The following is a 19,221-nucleotide window of genomic DNA, read 5'->3' as shown; positions in this document are numbered from 1 at the left end:
GCGGCAGCCGGCGCCCCCGCGGTCGTGCGCCCGCAGGGTGAGACGGCTCTTGTGAGACGGGCCGTCAGAAAGGGAGGCTGGCGGTATGCACCGCCACGCGCACCTGAGCCGTCGACTCGACGTCGACCGCCGCGGTGCCGGAGGGCGACGCCGTCACCGGCCTCTCCCCGGACTGGCAGGGGCGGGTCTGGTTCGCCACCGGCCACGGGGTGGTCGGCACCGCCGACGACCGGACCGGCACCGTCCGCGCACTGGCCCTGCCGGCCGGCGAGCAGATCGCCAACTCCATCTCCACCGCGCCGGCCGGCACCGCCGTCTCCACCACCCACGCCACCTACCTGCTCACCGCCGGCGCGGACGGCACTCCGCGGATCGCCTGGCGGCAGCCGTACGACCGGGGGCCGGGGCGCAAGCCCGGGCAGCTCAGCTGGGGCACCGGCTCCACCCCGACCTTCTTCGGGCCGCGCACCGGCGGCGACTACCTGACGATCGTCGACAACGCGGCCCCCACCGTGCACCTGCTGGTCTACCGGACGGGCACCGGTGAGCAGGTCTGCTCGGTGCCCGTGCTCACCTCCGGCGGCAGCGGCAGCGAGAACTCGCCGATCGCCGCCGGCACCACCGTGTTCGTCGCGAGCACCTACGGCTACCCGTACCCGAAGCTGCCGGAGGGAGCGGGCCCCAGCGTGCCGGCCTCGGACGCCTTCCGCGGCGGCCTCAGCCGGGTGGACGTCCGCGCCGACGGCTCGGGCTGCGACCTGGCGTGGGACAACCGGGTGCGCTCGGCGGCCGTGCCCCGGCTCTCCACCGCGGACGGGCTGATCCACACCGTGCTGCGCGACCCGGTCGTCCCCGGGACCACGGCGACCTCGCTGCTCGACCCCTACTCCTACGCCGAGATCGACCCGGAGACCGGCGCGGTGGTGCGCACCCGGTGGCTGGGCAGCGGATTCCTCTTCGACACCCTGCAGATGGTCGGGTCGATCGCGCCGGGCCGGGTGGTGCTCCAGGGCACCACCACCGGCGTGCTGCGGATCACCGGGGGCTGAGCCGCCCGCCCCGGCCCCCGGGGTGTGACGTGCGATACTGCCGGGGTGCCGTCACCGACCCAGCGAGCCCTGGCCCGAGTGCCGAAGCGGTACCGCCCGTTCCTGGTGAAACACCGCAAGCTGGTGAAGTTCCTGGTGGTGGGCGGTACGTGCTTCGTCCTGGCCACGACGATGAACTACGGCCTGCGGCTGACCGTGCTGGCGTCCAAGCCGGTGATCGCGCTGACCGTGGCGACCATGGTGGCGACGGTCGTGTCGTACGTGCTGAACCGGCAGTGGTCGTTCCGGGCCGCCGGGCGCCAGCGCGAGGCCCTCCTGTACTGCGTGGTGAGCGCGCTGGCGATCGTGGTGAACGACCTGCCGCTGGTGGTCTCCCGGTACGTCCTGGACCTGCGCGAGCCCGGCGTGGGCCCGCTGGCCGAGGAGGTCGCCGACTTCGTCAGCGGCATGATCCTCGGGACCTTCCTGGCGATGATCTTCCGCTACTGGGCGATGAACCGCTTCGTCTTCACCCGGCTCTCGGCCAGGGTCAGTCCGGAGCCGTCCACCGCCCAGCGGGTGCGCGTCAGGCCGTGACGGCCTCCGGCCGGGCCCCCGGCCGGCGCACCACCGCGAGCAGGGTGACGGCCACGCCGACCACCGCCCAGACGGCCAGGACCAGCAGCGGCACGGCGATGTTGGTGGAACCGAAGTAGGCGATCGAGCGGGCCACGTCGGTGCCGGCGCCGTTCGGGATCCAGGCGCCGATCGCCCGCCAGAACGGCGGCATCAGCGGCGGCGGGAACACCCCGCCGGCGCTGGGGTTGCCGAGGACCACGAACACCAGCACCGCGAGGCCGATGCCGACGATGCCGAACAGGCACTCCATCGCCATGGTGATCGCACCGACCGCGAACACCACCAGCGAGCCGAGGCCCACCAGGGCCCAGGTGGAGCCCGGCAGGGCGTTCAGCACCGGGCCGATGATCAGTGCGCCGCCGACCCCGGCCGCGACCGAGTAGACCGCGAGCGTGCCGAGCCGGATCAGTGCCCGGTGGGTGTTGGCCGGCCGGGCGCCGGCGCTGATGCCGAGGATCGAGGCGACCAGGTAGCCGCCGACGCACCAGCCGATCACCAGGTAGAAGGAGGACAGACCCTCGGCGTCACCGGCCGCCAGCGGGACGACGTCCTCGACGGCGACGGTGCGGTTCTGGGTCTGCTCGACCCGGGTGACGATCTCCTCGGCGGCGCGGGCGGCGGCCGGGCCGCGGGCGTCGGCGACCAGCAGGGTGTCCCGGGTGCCGGCCGGGTCGAAGATCCAGGCGGCGTAGATCCTCTGGTCCCTGATCAGCTCCTCGGCGGCGGCCCGGTCCGCCGCGGTGGAGCTCCGGACGGCGTCGTCGGGGACCGAGTCCAGGCCGGCCACCAGCTTGGGGGCGACCTGCGGTGGGGCGACCACCGCGATCGACAGCTGGTGCGGCGCCGGGTGGTGCAGGGCACCCACGTAGGAGGTGATGAAGCCGAGCTGGAGCAGGAGGACGCCGATCACCAGCAGGGCGGCCCGGGGTGTCACCGCGTCCTTGAGTTCGGCGAGGAAACCTGATGCGGGCTCAGCCATCGCATGCTCCTTGGGTGGCGGGACAAAGCGGATGGATACTTCATATCATGAAGTAGTTTCGGGGATGTGTCGCCAGGGGGGTCGGGAGCGGAAAAAGTTGCCTTACTCAACCTTTTCTCCGTATGGTTGCTAAACGCAACAAAACTCCCGTCGAAGGATCCGTATGCCGACGACCCCCATGTCCCACCGACAGGTCCTCGAAGCCCTCTCCGGCCTGCTGCTCGGCCTCTTCGTGGCCGTGCTCTCCTCGACCGTCGTCTCCAACGCGCTGCCGCGGATCCTCACCGACCTGCACGGCGGCGAGTCCGCCTACACCTGGGTGATCACCGCGGCGCTGCTCTCCCTCACCGCCTCCACCCCGATCTGGGGCAAGCTCTCCGACCTGGTCAGCAAGAAGCTCCTGGTCCAGATCGCCCTGGTGATCTACATCGTCTCCTCGGCGCTGGCCGGGCTCTCCCAGAACACCGGCGAGCTGATCGCCTGCCGGGTGCTCCAGGGCGTCGGCGCCGGCGGCGTCACCGCCCTCGCCCAGATCTGCCTCGCCGCGATGGTCCCGCCCCGCGAGCGCGGCCGCTACAGCGGCTACTTCGGCGCGGTTTTCGCCCTCGCCACCATCGGCGGCCCGCTGATCGGCGGTGTCATCGTGGACACCGACTGGCTCGGCTGGCGCTGGTGCTTCTACGTGGGCATCCCGTTCTCACTGATCGCCATCCTGGTGCTCCAGCGGACCCTGCACCTGCCCGAGGCGCCCCGCCGCCGGGTGCGGATCGACTACCTCGGCGCGCTGCTGATCACCGCCTCGGTCAGCCTGCTGATGATCTGGATCAGCCTGGCCGGCAAGGACTACGCCTGGCTGTCCTGGCAGACCGCCGCGATGGTCGGCGGCGGGCTCGCACTGGCCGTGCTGTTCGTCCGGGTCGAACGCCGGGCCGCCGAACCGGTCATCCCGCTCGACCTGTTCCGGCACCGCACCGTCGCCCTGGTCTCGGTCGCCAGCGTGCTGATCGGCGTCGGCATGTACGGTGCGACCACCTTCCTCAGCCAGTACTTCCAGCTGGCCAAGGAGGAGTCGCCGACCATGGCCGGGCTGCTCACCCTGCCGATGATCCTCGGCCTGGCGATCTCCTCCACGGTGGCCGGCCGGCTGATCACCAGGTACGGCCGCTGGAAGGCCTACCTGGTGGCCGGCGCGCTGCTGCTCGCCGTCGGCTTCGGTCTGCTCGGCACCGTCCGCGCTGACACCGGCTACGGGGCGCTGGCCGCGTACATGGCGCTGACCGGCCTAGGGCTCGGCCTGACCACCCAGAACCTCGTCCTGGCCGTGCAGAACACCGTGCCCAGGAACGAACTGGGCGCCGCCAGCTCGGTGGTCACCTTCTTCCGCACCATGGGCGGCGCGATGGGCGTCTCCGCGCTCGGCGCCCTGCTCGCCGACCGGGTCTCGCACTACCTCGCACAGAACCTCGCCGCCGCGCACGTCGTGCCGGGCCCGGGCGCCGCCCTCGGCGGCGGTCAGATCCCGGACCTGCACCGGCTGCCCGCGCCCCTGGTGCCGCTGGTCACCGACGCCTTCGGGCACGGGGTCGGCCTGGTGTTCCTGGTCGCCGCGCCGTTCGCGCTGATCGCCTTCCTGGTGGTGCTCCTGATCCGCGAGGTGCCGCTGCGCACCACCCACGACGCGGCCGCGGAGCCCGCCGCCCGGCCCGCCACGGAGCTGTTCGCGGACTGACCCCCGGCAGGCCGAAGGGCCCTCGGAGCAACGGCTCCGAGGGCCCTTCGGCGTAGGGCCTGTCGGACAGGCCCTGGCGGCGACGGGGGGATCAGCCCGCGATCAGCGAGATCCCGTACAGCACCACGCCCGCGCAGGCGGCGAAGCAGACGCCGGCCCCGGCCAGCGCCAGGTTGCCGCTGCCGGCCCCGGGGGTGCCGGCCTGCCGGGCCTCCAGCGCGGCCTCCCGGCGGGAGAGCGCGAGATTGCCGAGGGCGAAGACGACGACCACCGCGAGGGTGATCAGCAGGCTGAAGCCCGCGGTCTGGCCGAGTGCGGCCCACTTGATGCTCATGACTGGCTGCCTCTCGCCGTCAGGCCGCGACGGCGGTGGTGGTGGGGGTCGGGTTGGCCGGGGTCGGGGTGACCTCGACCTCGACCGGGGTGACGTCGTTGACGTTGTCCGCGCTGACCGGCTGGCGGCGGGAGACGAGCCACATCGAGCCCGAGCCGATCACCAGCGCGGCGCCGACCAGGGCCACGCCCCAGTCGCCCTGGCTCGCCACGAACGCGGCGATGCCGGAGACGGTGGCGGCGGCCGGCAGGGTCAGGCCCCAGGTGTAGACCATGCGGCGCACCAGGCTCCAGCGCAGCGTGCCGCGGGGGCCGCCGAGGCCGGCGCCCATGATGGAGCCGGAGCAGACCTGGGTGGTGGACAGGCCGTAGCCCATGTGGGTCGAGGTCAGGATCGCCGTGGCGGCGGCGGTCTCCGACGCGAAGCCCTGCGGGGCCTTGATGTCGGCCAGGCCCTTGCCCATCGACCGGATGATCCGCCAGCCGCCCATGTAGGTGCCCAGCGCGATCGCCGCGCCGGCGCTGACGATCACCCAGAGCGGCGGCAGCGCGCCCTTGGGCAGCGCCTTGACCGAGACCAGGGTCAGGGTGATGATGCCCATCGTCTTCTGGGCGTCGTTGGTGCCGTGGGCGAGCGAGATCAGCGAGGAGGAGAAGATCTGGCCCCGCTTGAAGCCCTTGGTGGTGGTGTCCGTGCCGCCGCGGGTGATCAGGTACGCCAGCTTGGTGGCGCCCCAGGCGGCCACGCCGGCGACCAGCGGAGCGGCGACGGCGGGGATCAGGATCTTGCTGACAACGACGCTGAAGTTGACGCCGTCCATGCCGACCCCGACCACGGTGGCGCCGATCAGGCCGCCGTACAGCGCGTGGGAGGAGCTGGACGGCAGGCCCTTGAGCCAGGTCAGCAGGTTCCACAGGATCGCGCCGGCCAGAGCCGCGAAGATCACTTCGGGGTGGATGCCGGCCTTCTCGTTGACGATGCCACCCGAGATGGTGGTGGCGACCTTCACCGAGAGGAACGCGCCGCCGAAGTTCAGGACGGCCGCGATGGCGACCGCGACCTTCGGACGCAGGGCACCGGTGGCGATGGAGGTGGCCATCGCGTTGGCGGTGTCGTGGAAGCCGTTGGTGAAGTCGAAGGCGAGCGCCGTGATGATCACAACGGCCACCAGGAACGTGATGTGTTCCATACCCAAACAATCGTCGTAGTTGTCGGACTGACGCTGGTGTCAGGCCGACCGTAGGGACGGCTGGTGAACGGAAGGTTAACTGGATCGGGAATTGCGGTTCTGATGATGTCGCGGAGGTTGCGCAGGGGATGTGAAACCGTGGAGAGGGCGGGCCTGATCAGCGGGTTTGCGTGAAATGTCCAGCCTCGCCATGGTTTGCTGAGACCTGTCTCACACTGTCCTGCGGCGAAGATGAGAAGTTCATCAGTACGTACCGATGCCACCTGCCCCGGTGTGGGGCGGACATGGCAGGATCAGCCCGTTGCAGGCCGGGCGGGACGCCCGGGCGGAGGTCGCGAGGCGGGGGAGGCAGGCCGATGGGGGCTGCGCAGCGGATGGAGACGGCCGGAGTCCGGCCGTGGGTGCGGGCCGCCCTGCGGTGCGGGGCGGTGCTGGCCGCCGCGGCGCTCTCGCTGCCGCTCGCCGGCGCCGCGTACGCCGCGCCCGACCCGGGCCCGGCGGTCGCCGCGCCCACCGTCGCGCCCGGGGCCGACCCGCTGGCGGCCGCCAAGGCCACCCTCGGGCCGCTGCTCGACCAGCTGCACCAGCTCTACCAGCAGGCCGAGGCCGCCACCGAGCAGTACAACGGCTCGGTGGCCAAGCTGGCCGCGCTCCAGGCCACCATCACCGACCTGCAGACCCGGATCTCCCACCAGCAGGCCGCCGTGGACGCCGGCGGCGACCTCGCCGCGCAGCTGGCCGCCGCCCAGTACCGCAACGGCCACGCCTCCGAGCTCGGCGAGCTGCTGATGGCCAGTGACCCGTACGAGGCCGTGGTGGTCGCCGAGTTGCTGCAGGCCGCCGGCCGCTCGCAGTCGGCCTTCCTGGACCGCCTCAAGGCGGACCGGGCCACCCTGACCGTGCTCCAGCAGCAGGCCGAGCTGTCGCTGGCCCAGGAGCAGGCGGTCGCGGCCCAGCAGGAGCAGGCCAAGGCGGACGTGGCCAAGCGGCTCGCGGAGGTCGAGACGCTGGTCGGCTCGCTGACCGGCGCCCAGCGCACCGAACTGGAGCAGCTGGAGAAGCAGCAGGCCGACCAGGCGCAGCTGGCCTTCCTCGCCTCCGGCGCGCTCGGCAAGGGCGAGCGCACACCGTCCGAGGCCGGGCGCAGGGCGGTCGCCTACGCGCTGGCCCAGCTCGGCAAGGACTACGTGTGGGGCGGCGCCGGGCCGGACGTCTTCGACTGCTCGGGCCTCACCTCGCAGGCCTGGATCCACGCCGGGGTGTCCGTGCCGCGGACCAGCCAGGAGCAGTGGGCCCAGCTCAAGCACATCCCGCTGAACCAGATCCGGGCCGGCGACCTGGTGGTCTACTACGGCGGCGCCACCCACATCGGCATGTACATCGGCGGCGGCCTGATCGTCCAGGCCCCGCACACCGGTGACGTGGTCAAGGTGACCCAGATCGGCGCGATGCCGATCCTCGGTGTGGTGCGGCCCGACCCGGACGCGGCCGCCGACGACAAGGGCGGCGCCTGGAAGGTGCCGGACGTGAAGGTCGGCGCGGTGCGGATCGCGCCCGCGAAGCCGTCCACCCTGACGCCGACCCCGCCGGCGCCCGCCCCCGGCACGCCGACCGCGCCGGAGACGTCGCCGTCGCCCTCCACCGGCGGCACGCCCTCGGGCACCCCGTCCGGCGGCGGCACCCCGAGCGGCACCGGGACGCCGTCCGGCTCGGGCACCCCGTCCGGTGGCGGGACGCCGTCCGGCGGCGGCACGCCGTCGACCGGCACCGGCACCCCGTCGACCACCGGGACTCCGCCGTCGACCGGCACCGGCACCCCGACCGACGCCGCCTCTGCCACCGGCACCCCCTCCGGGTCCGGTACGGGCTCCGCGGGCACCGCCTCGGTCTCGCCGAGCGGCACCGGGCACGCCCAGGACTGACGCCGCGGGCCCGGCCCCCCGTCGCGGGGGCCGGGCCGTGCGCCGTCCGGTCAGATCCCGCTGTCCGGCTCGAACCGGACCACCACGGCCTTGGAGGTCGGGGTGTTGCTGATGTCGGCCGTGGAGTCCAGCGGCACCAGCACGTTGGTCTCCGGGTAGTAGGCCGCCGCGCCGCCCCGGGCGACCGGGTAGTGCACCACCCGGAAGTGCGGGGCCCGCCGTTCGACGCCGTCCCGCCACTCGCTCACCAGGTCGGTGTAGGAGCCCTCGGCCAGGCCCAGTTCGGCCGCGTCCTCGGGATTCACCAGGACCACCCGGCGGCCGCCGGTGATGCCCCGGTAGCGGTCGTCCAGCCCGTAGACGGTGGTGTTGTACTGGTCGTGCGAGCGCAGGGTCTGCAGCAGCAACCGCCCGGCCGGCACCTCGGGCGCGGTGAGCGGGTTGACGGTGAAGTTGGCCTTCCCGGTCGCGGTGGGGAAGGTGCGGTGGTCGCGCGGGCCGTGCGGCAGCACGAATCCGCCGGGGCGGCGGACCTTCTCGTTGAAGTCCTCGAAGCCGGGCACCACGCGCGCGATCCGGTCCCGGACGGTGTCGTAGGACTCGGCGAACTGCTCCCACGGCACCGGGTGCTGCGGGCCGAGCGCGGCCCGGGCCAGCCGGCAGACGATCGCCACCTCCGAGAGCAGGGTGTCGGACGGCGGCCTCAGCCCGCCGCGCGAGGAGTGCACCATGCTCATCGAGTCCTCGACGCTGACGAACTGGGCGCCGGCGGCGGTCCAGTCCCGGTCGGTGCGGCCCAGCGTGGGCAGGATCAGCGCCCGGGCGCCGGTGATCACGTGCGAGCGGTTGAGCTTGGTGGACACGTGCACGGTCAGCCGGCAGTTGCGCATCGCGGCCTCGGTGGCCACGGTGTCCGGGGTCGCGGCGACGAAGTTGCCGCCCATCGCGAAGAACACCCCGATCCGGCCGTCGCGCATCGCCCGGATCGTGTCCACCGAGTCCAGGCCGTGCTCGCGCGGCGGCTCGAAGTCGAACTCCTTGCCCAGCGCGTCCAGGAAGGCGGTGCTCGGGCGTTCGAAGATGCCCATCGTGCGGTCGCCCTGCACGTTGCTGTGGCCGCGCACCGGGCAGACGCCGGCGCCGGGGCGGCCGACGTTGCCCCGCAGCAGCAGGAAGTTGACCACCTCGCGGATGGTCGGGACGGCGTGCTTGTGCTGGGTCAGGCCCATCGCCCAGCAGACGATGATCCTGTCGGAGGCCAGCACCAGCCGGGCCAGCTCCTCGATCTGCTCCCACGGCAGGCCGGTCGCGGCCAGCACCTCGGCGCGGTCGGTGGCGGCCGCCTCGGCGGCGAACTCCTCGAAGCCGTGGCAGTGCTCGGCGACGAACGCCTCGTCCACCCCGCCGTCCGCGGCCAGCACCAGCTGGTTCAGCGCGCGGAACAGCGCGAGGTCGCCGCCGAGCCGGATCTGCAGGAAGAGGTCGGTGAGCTTGGTGCCCGCACCGACCAGGCCGCGGGCGTTCTGCGGGTTCTTGAACCGCTCCAGCCCCGCCTCCGGCAGCGGGTTCACGCTGACGACCTTGGCGCCGGCCCGCTTGGCCCGCTCCAGGGCGGAGAGCATCCGCGGGTGGTTGGTGCCGGGGTTCTGGCCCGCCACGATGATCAGGTCGGCCTGGTAGAGATCCTTCAGGTGGACGCTGCCCTTGCCGATGCCCAGCGTCTCGGTCAGCGCCGAGCCCGAGGACTCGTGGCACATGTTGGAACAGTCGGGCAGGTTGTTGGTGCCCAGCTGCCGGGCGAAGAGCTGGTAGAGGAAGGCGGCCTCGTTGCTGGTCCGGCCCGAGGTGTAGAAGGCGGCGCCGTCCGGGGTGTCCAGCGCCTTCAGCTCGTCCGCGACGACCGCGAAGGCGCGCTCCCAGGACACCGGCACGTAGTGGTCGGAGCCCTCCTCCAGCAGCATCGGCTCGGTGAGGCGGCCCTGCTGGCCGAGCCAGTAGCCGGAGCGTCCGGCCAGCTCCGACACCGGGTGGGCGGCGAAGAATCCGGCGGTGATCCGGCGCTCGGTCGCCTCCTCGGCGACCGCCTTGGCGCCGTTCTCGCAGAACTCCGCGGTGTGGGTCTTCCCGGGCTCGGGCCACGCGCAGCCGGGGCAGTCGAACCCGTCCGGCTGGTTGACCTTGCGCAGGGTGGCCAGCGTCCGCCGGGCGCTCATCTGCTCCCCGGCCATCTGCAGGCTCTTGGCGACGGCGGTCAGGCCGGCTGCCGCGTGCTTGGGGGCGCCCACCTCGGGTGCGTCCTGCACCGGGTCGCTCTGCGGGGCCTGCTTGGCCATGGCTGACACCTCCTGCTGGGTGGGGCCGCACCGTTGCCGTGCCCCTGCCGCCCATCCTCGCACTGCGGCCGGCGGGGCGGAGGGGGGTGGCACCGGCACCACCGCGCGCGACAGAATGCCGACCGTCCGCCCTGCCTGCCGTCCGAGGAGTGAGCCAGCCGATGCCGCCCACCGATGTGCCCCCGGGGGAGTTCGGCCCCGCCGAGCCGCCGCCCGCGGCCGTCCCGGAGGTACGGGCCCTGCTGGTCCGGCTGCGCGCCGCCGCACCGGCCGCCCGGACCGCGGACGGCGCCGCCCAGCTGCTGGAGGCGGTGGCCCGCGAGATGGTCGCCGAACTCGGCCGGTACGACCGCCAGACCCTGTCCACCTGGCGGGAGGTGGCCCGGTGGCAGGGCGAGGCCGGCGACCCCGGCGCGGCGATCCACCTGCTGGAGCAGGTCATCCTGGACATGGCCCAGGCACTGGGCACCGGCGACCCGGAGACCCTCAGCGCCCGGCTCGACCTGGCCGCCGAGGTCGGCCGCGCGGGTGACCCGGCCGCCGCGCTGCGCCGCCTGCACGAGCTGCTGCCCGCCCTGACGGCCGCGGTCGGCGAGGACGACATCCGGGTGCTGCGGGCCCGGATCGACGTGGCCGCCCACACCGTGGCGGTGGGCGACCTCGCCGGCGGCGTCCAGCAGCTGGTGCAGCTGGTCCCGCGGATCCAGCAGGTGCTGGGCGAGGACCACCTGCTGCTGAGCGAGGCCCGGCTGACCCTCGGCCGGTACGTGCAGCGCTGGGGCCGCACCCCGGGGGCGCCGCCCGGGCTCGGCTGGGTGGAGGCGGTCGCGGTGGTCCACCGGCTGACGGTCTGGGACTTCGACACCGACCGGGAGGCCCTGGCCTGCGTCAGCGAGCTGGAGCGCCGCACCGGGCTGAAGGGGCTGGCCGACCGGATCTACTCCGCGCCCGACCACCTGACGGCCGAGCAGGTCACCGCCCTCGCCCTCGGACAGCCGGCGGGCCCGCCGGGGTGACCGGCCGCGCCGGTGCTCACCGGGGTGCCCGACCGGCCCCGCCCGCACCGGGGTTCAGCCGGCGCAGGGCGGCCGCGGCCCGCCGGAGCGGGGTCGGCGGCAGCCCGTCCCGGGTGGCGCCGCGGGCGAAGTGGCGCTCCAGGTAGTACTGGCCGACCGAGAGCACGCTGGTCACGCCGACGTACCAGAGCGTGGCCACCATCAGCAGCGGGATCACCTGGTAGGTCTGGTTGTAGACGAGCTGCGCCGAGTAGAGCAGGTCCTGCACGGCGAGCACGCTGACGATCGAGGTGCCCTTGAGGGTGCCGATCAGCATGTTGCCGGCGGTCGGCACGATCGAGCGCATCGCCTGCGGCACGACGATCCGGCGCAGCACCCGGCGCCGGCCGAGGCCGAGCGAGGCGGCGGCCTCCAGCTGCCCCTGGTCGACCGAGAGGATGCCGCTGCGGACCACCTCGGCGGCGAACGCCGCCTCGTGCAGGGTGAGTCCGATCACGGCGGTCAGCACCGGGCCGAGCAGGTTGACCGTCCGTACGGTGAGGAACTCGGGGCCGAACGGGATGCCCACCCCGAGGTGCGGGTAGAGCGCGCCGATGTTGAACCAGAACAGCAGCTGCACCAGCAGCGGGGTGGCCCGGAACACCCAGACGAAACCCCAGCTCAGCGAGGTGAGCACCGGGTTGTCCGACAGTCGGGCCAGGGCCAGCAGGGTGCCCAGGGCGAAGCCGAGGACCATCACCAGGGCGGTCAGCCACAGCGTCAGCAGCAGGCCGGTGGTGATCGAGGTGGTGGTGAGGTACTGACCGACCACCTCCCACTGGAACGCCCGGTTGCGGACCAGCGAGTTGAGCACCATGCCGAAGAGCAGCAGCGCGACGGCGGCGGCGACCAGCCGGCCGGGGCGGCGGCGCGGCACGATCGGCAGCCCGGCGGTGTCGGGGTCGGTGACCGGTGCGGACGGTCCGGCCGGGAGGGCGGAGAGAGTCGGGCGGTCCGGGCGGTCCGGGTCGGTCGGTGGGGAGGCGGAGTTCGGCGGCAGGACGTCGGGCGGCGTGGCCATGGAGGGGCTCCAGGTGCGGGCGGGCAGGCAGGGGCCGCCGTCCGTCACGCGCGCGCCGAGTCCCTCAACACGGCCGGGAGGCGGCACAGTTCGCCGGCTCCGCGGTACGCACTCACTCCGCCCCGATCGTACGCGGGCCCGGCACCGGAATGTCAAGGGATCCCACCCGCCGGCGGCCGGGTCCGGCGGGCCGGGAACGTCCGTCCAGCGGGCGGTGGTTGACGAACTCCGAGGTTCGCTGCTCAACTTGCGCCATGAATGCCGAGCAGCGTCTGGTCACGCGCGGCCACATCGACTTCGGTCGGGTGTGGTCCGCGGCGTGTTGCGGCTGACCCGGCAGCGGGCCGCCTGACCGGCCCTGCTCTCCTTCGGAGACCTCCCTCGATTGCCCCGTCGCGGGCCGGGAAGCCGCCATGTCCGACGGATCGACAGGCGTGCGCTGCCGCCGCCCCCTCTCCTGACCGACCGTCCGTCACACTCCGCCGTCCGACGGTTCCTCCCCACCTCCGCCGCGCCCCCGCCTGCCCGCACGCCCCCGCGCCGGGGGCCGCCTCCGGCGTGCCCGCGCCCTCCAGGAAGGCCCGCACCATGCCCGTCGAGTTCCTCGGCATCGCCGCCACCGGCGACGGCTCGGAAACCTCCGCCCGCACCACCGCCGCCTTCGACCGCGACTACACCCTGCGCCTGGCCCGCGCCCACGAGGACCACGGCTGGGACCGGGTGCTGTTCGCCTACGGCGCCGGCGCGCCGGACCCGGCGCCGTCCGCCGCCTTCCTCGCCGCCAGGCTGGAGCGGTTGCAGATCCTGCTGGCGCACCGCCCCAACGTCTCGTACCCGACCTTCGCCGCGAAGACCTTCGCCACGCTCGACCGGATCAGCGACGGCCGGCTCACCGTGCACTTCATCACCGGCGGCAACGACCACGAGCAGCAGCGGGAGGGCGACTTCCTGACGAAGGACCAGCGCTACGCCCGCACCCGCGAGTACATCGGCATCGTCAAGAAGGCCTGGACCTCGCACGAGCCGTTCGACCACGAGGGCGAGTACTACCGGTTCAACGACTTCGTCTCGGACGTGTTCCCCGTCCAGCAGCCCCGGCCGGCCGTCTCCTTCGGCGGCTCCTCACCGGCCGCCTACGCGGCGGGCGGGGCCGAGGCGGACGTGTTCTGCCTGTGGGGCGAGCCGCTGGCCGCCACCGCCGAGCAGATCGAGCGGGTCCGGGAGGCCGCCGCCGCGGCGGGCCGCACCGACACCCCGCGGATCCAGGTCGCCTTCCGGCCGATCATCGCCCCGACCGAGGAACTGGCCTGGGAGAAGGCGCACCGCACGGTCGACGCGATCCGGGCGCGGCAGTCCGCCCCTGGCCTGGTCCGCCGACGGCCGGCCGGCGGACCGGAGAACGCCGGCTCGCAGCGCCTGATCGAGATCGCCGGCAAGGGCGAGCGCTACGACCGGGCGCTGTGGACCCCGACCGCCGCGGCCACCGGCGGCGCCGGCAACTCCAACGCGCTGGTCGGCACGCCGGAGACGGTCGCCGAGGCCCTGCTGGACTACTACGACCTGGGGGTGGAGATCCTCTCCGCCCGCGGCTACGACCTGATCGGCGACGCCGTCGACTTCGGCCGGCACGTCATCCCGATCGTCCGCGAGGAGGTCGCCAAACGGGACGCGGCGGCGGCGGCCCGGCTCGCCGCCGAGGACGAGGCCGCCCGGCGCCGCGAGCGGCAGCAGCTGATCGCGGTGCAGGCGTGAGCACGCCGCCGGTCGAGGTCAGACGGGTCGCGCTCGACGACCCGCTGACCGAGCCGCTGGTCCGCGAGCTCACCGAGGAGTACGTGACCCGGTACGGCCCGGGCGGACGCCAGGAGATGGCCCGGTACTCCGCGGCCGAGTTCACGCCGCCGCACGGTCTGCTGCTGCTCCTGCTGGAGGGCGGCACGCCGGTCGCCGGTGGCGCCTTCCGGCGCTACGACGAGTCCACCGCCGAGGTGAAGCGGATGTGGACGCATTCGGCGCACCGCCGCCGGGGGCTGGCCCGCCGGGTGCTGGCCGAGCTGGAGGCGGCGGCCGCAGCGGCCGGCTACCGGCGGATCCACCTGACCACCGGCCCGCGCCAGCCCGAGGCCAAGGGCCTCTACCTGGCGACCGGCTACACCCCGCTGTTCGACCCCGCCGCGGACCCGGCGCCGGCCCTCGGCCCGCTGCCGTTCGAGAAGGACCTCACCGCTCACCTCGCCGCGCACGCCACCGCCCACCTCGCCGCGCACGCCACCGCCCACCTCACCGCACACCACTGAGAGGCACGACCCCGTGAGACGCGTACTCCCCGCAGTCCTGGCCGCCGCCACCGCCGTGGTCCTGGCCGGCTGCAGCTCGGCCCCGACGTCCGCCTCGCCCAACGCCCCGGGGGCCTCCGCCGTCGCCGCGGCGAGCCAGGACGTCGTGGCGGCCGAGCAGAAGGTGGACTCGATCGCGGCGCTGCTGCCGGAGGAGGTCCGCAGGGCGGGCACCCTCAGGCTGGGCGGCGCGGGCGGCGCGCCGCCCAGCGCCTTCTACCCGGACCCGGCCACCAAGAAGGCGGCGGGGCTCGACGTGGACTTCGCGGACGCGGTCGCCAAGGTCCTCGGCATCACCGTCCAGCGCGAGGAGGCGTCCTTCGAGACCATCCTCCCGGCGCTGGACAGCGGCAAGTACGACGTGGGCACCGGCAACTTCGGCGTCACCACCGCCCGGCTGAAGACCATCGACTTCGTCACCTACATCGACGACGGCCAGGGCTTCGCGGTGAAGCGGGACAACACCGCGATCCAGCCGGTGACCGACCTGGTCCAGCTCTGCGGCCTGACCATCGGCACCGGGGTCGGCACCACCTTCGAGACCACGCTGAACAGCCGGAAGAACGTCTGCACCGACGCCGGGAGGAAGCCGTACGAGGTGCGGGCCTTCGCCGACAGCGGTGCGGTGCTGACCGGTCTCCAGCAGGGGCGGGTCGACGTGGTGATGTCGACCATCAACGGCCTGCGCTACCAGGCCGGCCAGGAGGCGTCCGGGACGAAGTTCCTGGGCGAGTTCCACCGGCTCGACGTCGGCTTCGCGTTCAAGAAGGGCTCGCCGCTGACCCCGGCCTTCCAGGCGGCCGTCAACCAGCTGATCAAGGACGGCACCTACACCCGGATCCTCCGGAAGTGGGGCACCACCGACTCGGCGATCACCGAGTCGAGGATCAGCCCGCCCGAGCACCCGTGATCCCGTGTCATCGCCCGCCGGCCGGCAGCCGGCCCGAACAGAGGAACCGGTCACCATGACCGTCACCACGACCACGTCCCCTGTCGTCCCCGTCACCCCCGCGCCGCCCCCGGAGGAATCCGACGCCGGCCTGCGGGTCGTCCCCGCCCGGCACCCCTGGCGCTGGTTCGCCGGTGCCGCCGCCGTCGTGCTGGTCGCCCAGTTCCTGCACGGGCTGGCCACCAACCCCGGCTGGGACTGGGAGACCTTCAACGCCTTCCTGACCACCGACAGCATCCTGCGCGCCGTCTGGACCACCCTCCAACTCACCTTCTACGGAACGGTCCTCGGGTTCGCGCTGGGAGCGGTCGTGGCGGCACTGCGGCTCTCGCCCAGTCCGATCCTGCAGACCATCGCCTGGACGTACATCTGGGCCTTCCGGTCGATCCCGCTGATCGTCCAGCTGGTCTTCTGGTTCAACCTGTCCTACCTCTACAAGCGGCTCGGCGTCGGCATCCCGTTCGGCCCGACGCTGTGGCACTTCGAGACCATGGACGTGCTCGGCGCGCTGGGCGCCGCCGTCCTGGGGCTCGCGCTGCACCAGGCCGCGTACGCCGCCGAGATCATCCGGGCCGGCGTCATCTCGGTCGACGCCGGGCAGCTGGAGGCCGCCGCCGCGCTCGGCATCCCGCGCCTGCGGCAGGCCTGGCGGATCGTCCTGCCGCAGGCCATGCGCGGCATCCTGCCGAACGCCGCCAACGAGGTGATCTCGCTCTTCAAGGGCACCTCGATCGTCTACGTGATGGCGATCGGCGAGCTCTTCTACCAGGTGCAGGTGATCTACGGCCGGACCGGACGGGTGGTGCCGCTGCTGATGGTGGCCACCGCCTGGTACGTGCTGCTGACCACGCTGCTGTCGATCGGCCAGTACTACATCGAGCGGTACTTCGCCCGGGGCGCCGAGCGCACTCCGCCGCCGACCCCGCTCCAGCGCGCCCGCGCCTTCGTCCGCCAGATCCAGGAGAGCCGGCTCTCCGCAGCCCCGGGAGGCCGTTCATGACCACGACCATGGTGGACGTCCGCGGCGTCCACAAGAGCTTCGGCCGCCTCGACGTGCTGCGCGGGGTCGACCTGCGGGCCGAGGCGGGCTCGGTGACCGTGATCCTCGGGCCGTCCGGCTCCGGGAAGTCCACCCTGCTGCGGGCCATCAACCACCTGGAGAAGCTCGACCGCGGCTACGTCGCGATCGACGGGGAGCTGATCGGCTACCGCCGCGCGGGCGACCGGCTGTACGAGCTCAAGGAGCGCGAGGTGCTGCGCCAGCGCACCAACCTCGGCTTCGTCTTCCAGAACTTCAACCTGTTCCCGCACCTCACCGTGGTGGAGAACCTGGTGGAGGCCCCGGTCAGCGCGCTCGGGGTGCCCAAGGCCGAGGCCAGGGCCCGGGCGCTCGACCTGCTCGCCCGGGTCGGCCTGGCCGACAAGGCGGATGCCTACCCGCGCCGGCTCTCCGGGGGCCAGCAGCAGCGGGTCGCGATCGCGCGCGCGCTGGCGCTGGAGCCCAAGGTGCTGCTGTTCGACGAGCCCACCTCGGCGCTCGACCCCGAACTGGTCGGTGAGGTGCTGGACGTCATCAAGGACCTGGCCCACAGCGGCACCACGATGATCGTGGTCACCCACGAGATCGGCTTCGCCCGCGAGGTGGCGGACACCGTGGTCTTCATGGACGGCGGGGTGGTGGTCGAACAGGGCCCGCCCGCCGAGGTCCTGGACAACCCGCAGCACGAGCGCACCCGGGCCTTCCTGTCCAAGGTCCTGTGACACCCCCTTCCCGTCGCCTCATCGTCCGGTAACACCCCTTCCCCCGAACGGAGTTCCGCCATGTCCCTACCCCGTCGCGCCCTCGTCGCCGCCACCGGTCTGTCCGTCTCGCTGGTGCTCGGCGCCTGCGGATCCTCCTCGAACGCCTCCGCCGACCTCGGCGGCACCAAGGGCAGCGTGGCGCCGAACGGCGTCACGGTGAACCTGACGGCCGACCAGAAGCGGGTCACCACCGCGAAGGTGGACGCGATCGCCGCGCTCGTCCCGGAGGAGATCAGGAAGAGAGGGACCCTCCAGGTGGTCGACTCCCTGGGCACCGTGCCGCCGCTCGACTTCCACGCCACCGATGACAAGACCGTCATCGGGGCCGAGCCGGACCTCGCGTACCTGATCGGCGACGTGCTCGGGCTCAAGGTCGAGCTGAACCCGGTCTCCTGGGAGAACGTCTTCGTCGGCCTGGACAGCGGCAAGTACGACGTCGGCATCACCAACATCACGGTGACCGAGGCCCGCAAGGAGAAGTACGACTTCGCCACCTACCGCCTGGACATCCTCGGGTTCGAGGCCAAGAAGGGCTCCGGCTGGAAGGTCGCCGGGCCCAGGGACGTCGCGGGGCACACCATCGCCGTCGCCTCCGGCACCAACCAGGAGAAGCTGCTGATCGCCTGGAACGAGGCGAACGTCAAGGCCGGTCTGAAGCCGGTCGACATCAAGTACTTCCAGAACTCCTCCGACTACTACCTGGCGCTCTCCTCCGGCCGGATCGACGCCTACCTCGGCCCCAACCCGACCTCCGCCTTCCACGCGGCGCAGACCGGCGAGACCGAGGTGATCGGCACCTACTCCGGGGCGGGCGACCAGGTCCTGGGCAAGATCGCCGCTACCACGAAGAAGGACAACGGCCTGGTCAAGGCACTCAACGAGGCGGTCAACGAGGTCGTCAGGAACGGCACCTACGGCCAGGTGCTGAAGCGCTGGGGTCTGGAGAACGAGGCCGTCCAGACCTCCGAGATCAACCCGCCCGGCCTGCCCAAGGTCGGCTGAGCGGGCCCCGCGCCCCGGCCCGCGGGACGCGTTCCAGGACGCCGCCCGCGAAGACGTCGTAGAGCGGCAGGCTCTCCAGGTGCACGTAGCCGATGTGGCAGTCGCAGACCGGCAGCGGGCACGGCCGCGGGCGCAGTTCGGCCCGGTAGGAGCCGTCGTAGAGGTTCCCCAGCGGCGGGCGGACGAAGTGGCAGCGCCGCACGGTGCCGTCCCCGTCGACCGAGATGACGGACTCGCCGGTGCGGCACGGCCGGCCGCCGCTGGGGTGCGGGTCGCGGCTGTAGCCGAAGAGCGGGTCCAGGGCCGTCCAGTCGGCGGCCTGCGGGTCGGTGTACGTCCGCCCGTCGGCGGCGTTGACCCACAGGTAGACCTCGGGCGGCAGCTCGGCGCGCAGCCGCCGGGCCGGTGCCAGGTGCTCGGGTTCGCCGACCACGCCGACGCTGTACCGGGCGCCGAGCGCGGTCAGTTCCCGGCACTTGGCGAGGAAGCGCTCGGGGGTCACCTGGCCCGGGTGGTAGGTGATCCAGAACGCCAGGGTGTCCAGGTCGGCGTCGGCCAGCCAGTCGGTGCGGCAGCTGAAGTTGGTCTGGATCGCCACCCGGCGCACGTGCGGCAGCCGGCTCAGCTCGGCCAGCACGCGCCGGTACCAGGAGCGGACCAGGCCCTCGCCCCAGGGCGTGAACAGCAGCGAGAGGGTGTCGCCGCGCTGCCCGGCCGCCCAGCCGGCGAACCGCTCCAACGCGGCCCGGTCGGCCCGCAGCTGGTCCGGGGTGTCGCGGCGCTTCGCGAACGGGCAGTAGGGGCAGTCGTAGTCGCAGGAGGCGAGCGGGCCGCGGTACAGCACCGTCAGGTCCATCGGCTCCGGCGGCCCGGCCGGGCGCGGCGCGGTGGCGGCCTGCCCC

Annotated in this window: 16 protein-coding genes and 1 pseudogene; 11 read left to right on the top strand and 6 right to left on the bottom strand. The window is 73.0% G+C overall.

The genetic code is table 11. The features are described from left to right. Positions 1-131: 131 nt before the first annotated feature. Positions 132-1,049 (top strand): annotated as a pseudogene (locus tag ACIOFR_RS12790) (hypothetical protein); the annotation flags it as partial. 45 nt (positions 1,050-1,094) lie between these two features. Continuing rightward, positions 1,095-1,625 carry a GtrA family protein gene (locus ACIOFR_RS12785; RefSeq protein WP_400995629.1) on the top strand — a complete coding sequence of 177 codons (531 nt, stop codon included), beginning with the start codon at positions 1,095-1,097 and terminating at the stop codon, positions 1,623-1,625. Here the strand turns inward: ACIOFR_RS12785 and ACIOFR_RS12780 are convergent. Further along, positions 1,615-2,646 (bottom strand): DUF3533 domain-containing protein, encoded by a 1,032-nt coding sequence (locus ACIOFR_RS12780; RefSeq protein ID WP_400995627.1) that lies wholly within the window; start codon positions 2,644-2,646, stop codon positions 1,615-1,617. The two genes, ACIOFR_RS12785 and ACIOFR_RS12780, sit on opposite strands and share 11 nt — an antisense overlap. A gap of 163 nt (positions 2,647-2,809) precedes the next feature. On the opposite strand from ACIOFR_RS12780, the gene ACIOFR_RS12775 reads away from it, so the two are divergent. Beyond that, positions 2,810-4,375 (top strand): MDR family MFS transporter, encoded by a 1,566-nt coding sequence (locus tag ACIOFR_RS12775; RefSeq protein ID WP_400995625.1) that lies wholly within the window; start codon positions 2,810-2,812, stop codon positions 4,373-4,375. Between the two features lie 91 nt (positions 4,376-4,466). On the opposite strand, the gene ACIOFR_RS12770 is transcribed toward ACIOFR_RS12775, so the two are convergent. Both ACIOFR_RS12770 and ACIOFR_RS12765 read right to left on the bottom strand, forming a co-directional pair. Beyond that, positions 4,467-4,709, bottom strand: coding sequence for a hypothetical protein (locus tag ACIOFR_RS12770; protein ID WP_400995622.1), 243 nt, complete (start codon positions 4,707-4,709; stop codon positions 4,467-4,469). 19 nt (positions 4,710-4,728) lie between these two features. Further along, entirely contained in the window at positions 4,729-5,898 is a 1,170-nt protein-coding gene (locus tag ACIOFR_RS12765) for an anion permease (protein ID WP_400995620.1), read from the bottom strand. Between the two features lie 356 nt (positions 5,899-6,254). Between ACIOFR_RS12765 and ACIOFR_RS12760 the strand changes: the two genes are divergently transcribed. Further along, complete coding sequence (locus ACIOFR_RS12760; RefSeq protein WP_400995618.1) at positions 6,255-7,820, top strand: C40 family peptidase; 1,566 nt, start codon at positions 6,255-6,257, stop codon at positions 7,818-7,820. A 50-nt stretch (positions 7,821-7,870) separates the two neighbouring features. Here ACIOFR_RS12760 and ACIOFR_RS12755 read toward each other — a convergent pair whose 3' ends face one another. Continuing rightward, complete coding sequence (locus tag ACIOFR_RS12755) at positions 7,871-10,153, bottom strand: FdhF/YdeP family oxidoreductase (protein WP_400995616.1); 2,283 nt, start codon at positions 10,151-10,153, stop codon at positions 7,871-7,873. A gap of 161 nt (positions 10,154-10,314) precedes the next feature. Between ACIOFR_RS12755 and ACIOFR_RS12750 the strand changes: the two genes are divergently transcribed. Next, entirely contained in the window at positions 10,315-11,169 is an 855-nt protein-coding gene (locus ACIOFR_RS12750; RefSeq protein WP_400995614.1) for a hypothetical protein, read from the top strand. Positions 11,170-11,185: 16 nt separating this feature from the next. On the opposite strand, the gene ACIOFR_RS12745 is transcribed toward ACIOFR_RS12750, so the two are convergent. Beyond that, positions 11,186-12,229, bottom strand: a complete 1,044-nt coding sequence (locus tag ACIOFR_RS12745; RefSeq protein ID WP_400995612.1) for an amino acid ABC transporter permease — start codon at positions 12,227-12,229, stop codon at positions 11,186-11,188. Positions 12,230-12,817: 588 nt separating this feature from the next. Between ACIOFR_RS12745 and ACIOFR_RS12740 the strand changes: the two genes are divergently transcribed. From ACIOFR_RS12740 to ACIOFR_RS12715, 6 genes are read left to right on the top strand one after another with little or no spacing between them, the layout of a single operon-like run. Continuing rightward, a complete protein-coding gene (locus ACIOFR_RS12740; protein WP_400995609.1) occupies positions 12,818-13,981 on the top strand; it encodes an LLM class flavin-dependent oxidoreductase in 1,164 nt (387 codons plus the stop codon). Continuing rightward, positions 13,978-14,526, top strand: coding sequence for a GNAT family N-acetyltransferase (locus tag ACIOFR_RS12735; protein ID WP_400995607.1), 549 nt, complete (start codon positions 13,978-13,980; stop codon positions 14,524-14,526). Before ACIOFR_RS12740 ends, ACIOFR_RS12735 begins: the two co-directional genes overlap by 4 nt. 13 nt (positions 14,527-14,539) lie before the next feature. Next, a complete protein-coding gene (locus ACIOFR_RS12730) occupies positions 14,540-15,475 on the top strand; it encodes an ABC transporter substrate-binding protein (protein ID WP_400995605.1) in 936 nt (311 codons plus the stop codon). A gap of 55 nt (positions 15,476-15,530) precedes the next feature. Further along, the gene (locus ACIOFR_RS12725) at positions 15,531-16,514 is read left to right on the top strand and encodes an amino acid ABC transporter permease (RefSeq protein ID WP_400995602.1); all 984 of its coding nucleotides are present in this window, start codon (positions 15,531-15,533) and stop codon (positions 16,512-16,514) included. Further along, complete coding sequence (locus ACIOFR_RS12720; RefSeq protein WP_400995600.1) at positions 16,511-17,275, top strand: amino acid ABC transporter ATP-binding protein; 765 nt, start codon at positions 16,511-16,513, stop codon at positions 17,273-17,275. Before ACIOFR_RS12725 ends, ACIOFR_RS12720 begins: the two co-directional genes overlap by 4 nt. Before the next feature lie 60 nt (positions 17,276-17,335). Beyond that, positions 17,336-18,319 carry an ABC transporter substrate-binding protein gene (locus tag ACIOFR_RS12715; RefSeq protein ID WP_400995596.1) on the top strand — a complete coding sequence of 328 codons (984 nt, stop codon included), beginning with the start codon at positions 17,336-17,338 and terminating at the stop codon, positions 18,317-18,319. Here the strand turns inward: ACIOFR_RS12715 and ACIOFR_RS12710 are convergent. Next, entirely contained in the window at positions 18,288-19,175 is an 888-nt protein-coding gene (locus ACIOFR_RS12710; RefSeq protein WP_400995851.1) for an STM4011 family radical SAM protein, read from the bottom strand. The two genes, ACIOFR_RS12715 and ACIOFR_RS12710, sit on opposite strands and share 32 nt — an antisense overlap. Between the last annotated feature and the right edge of the window lie 46 nt (positions 19,176-19,221).

Source organism: Kitasatospora sp. NPDC088346 (assembly GCF_044740765.1).
Lineage (GTDB): Bacteria > Actinomycetota > Actinomycetes > Streptomycetales > Streptomycetaceae > Kitasatospora.
This window is presented reverse-complemented; position numbering and strand designations above follow the sequence as displayed.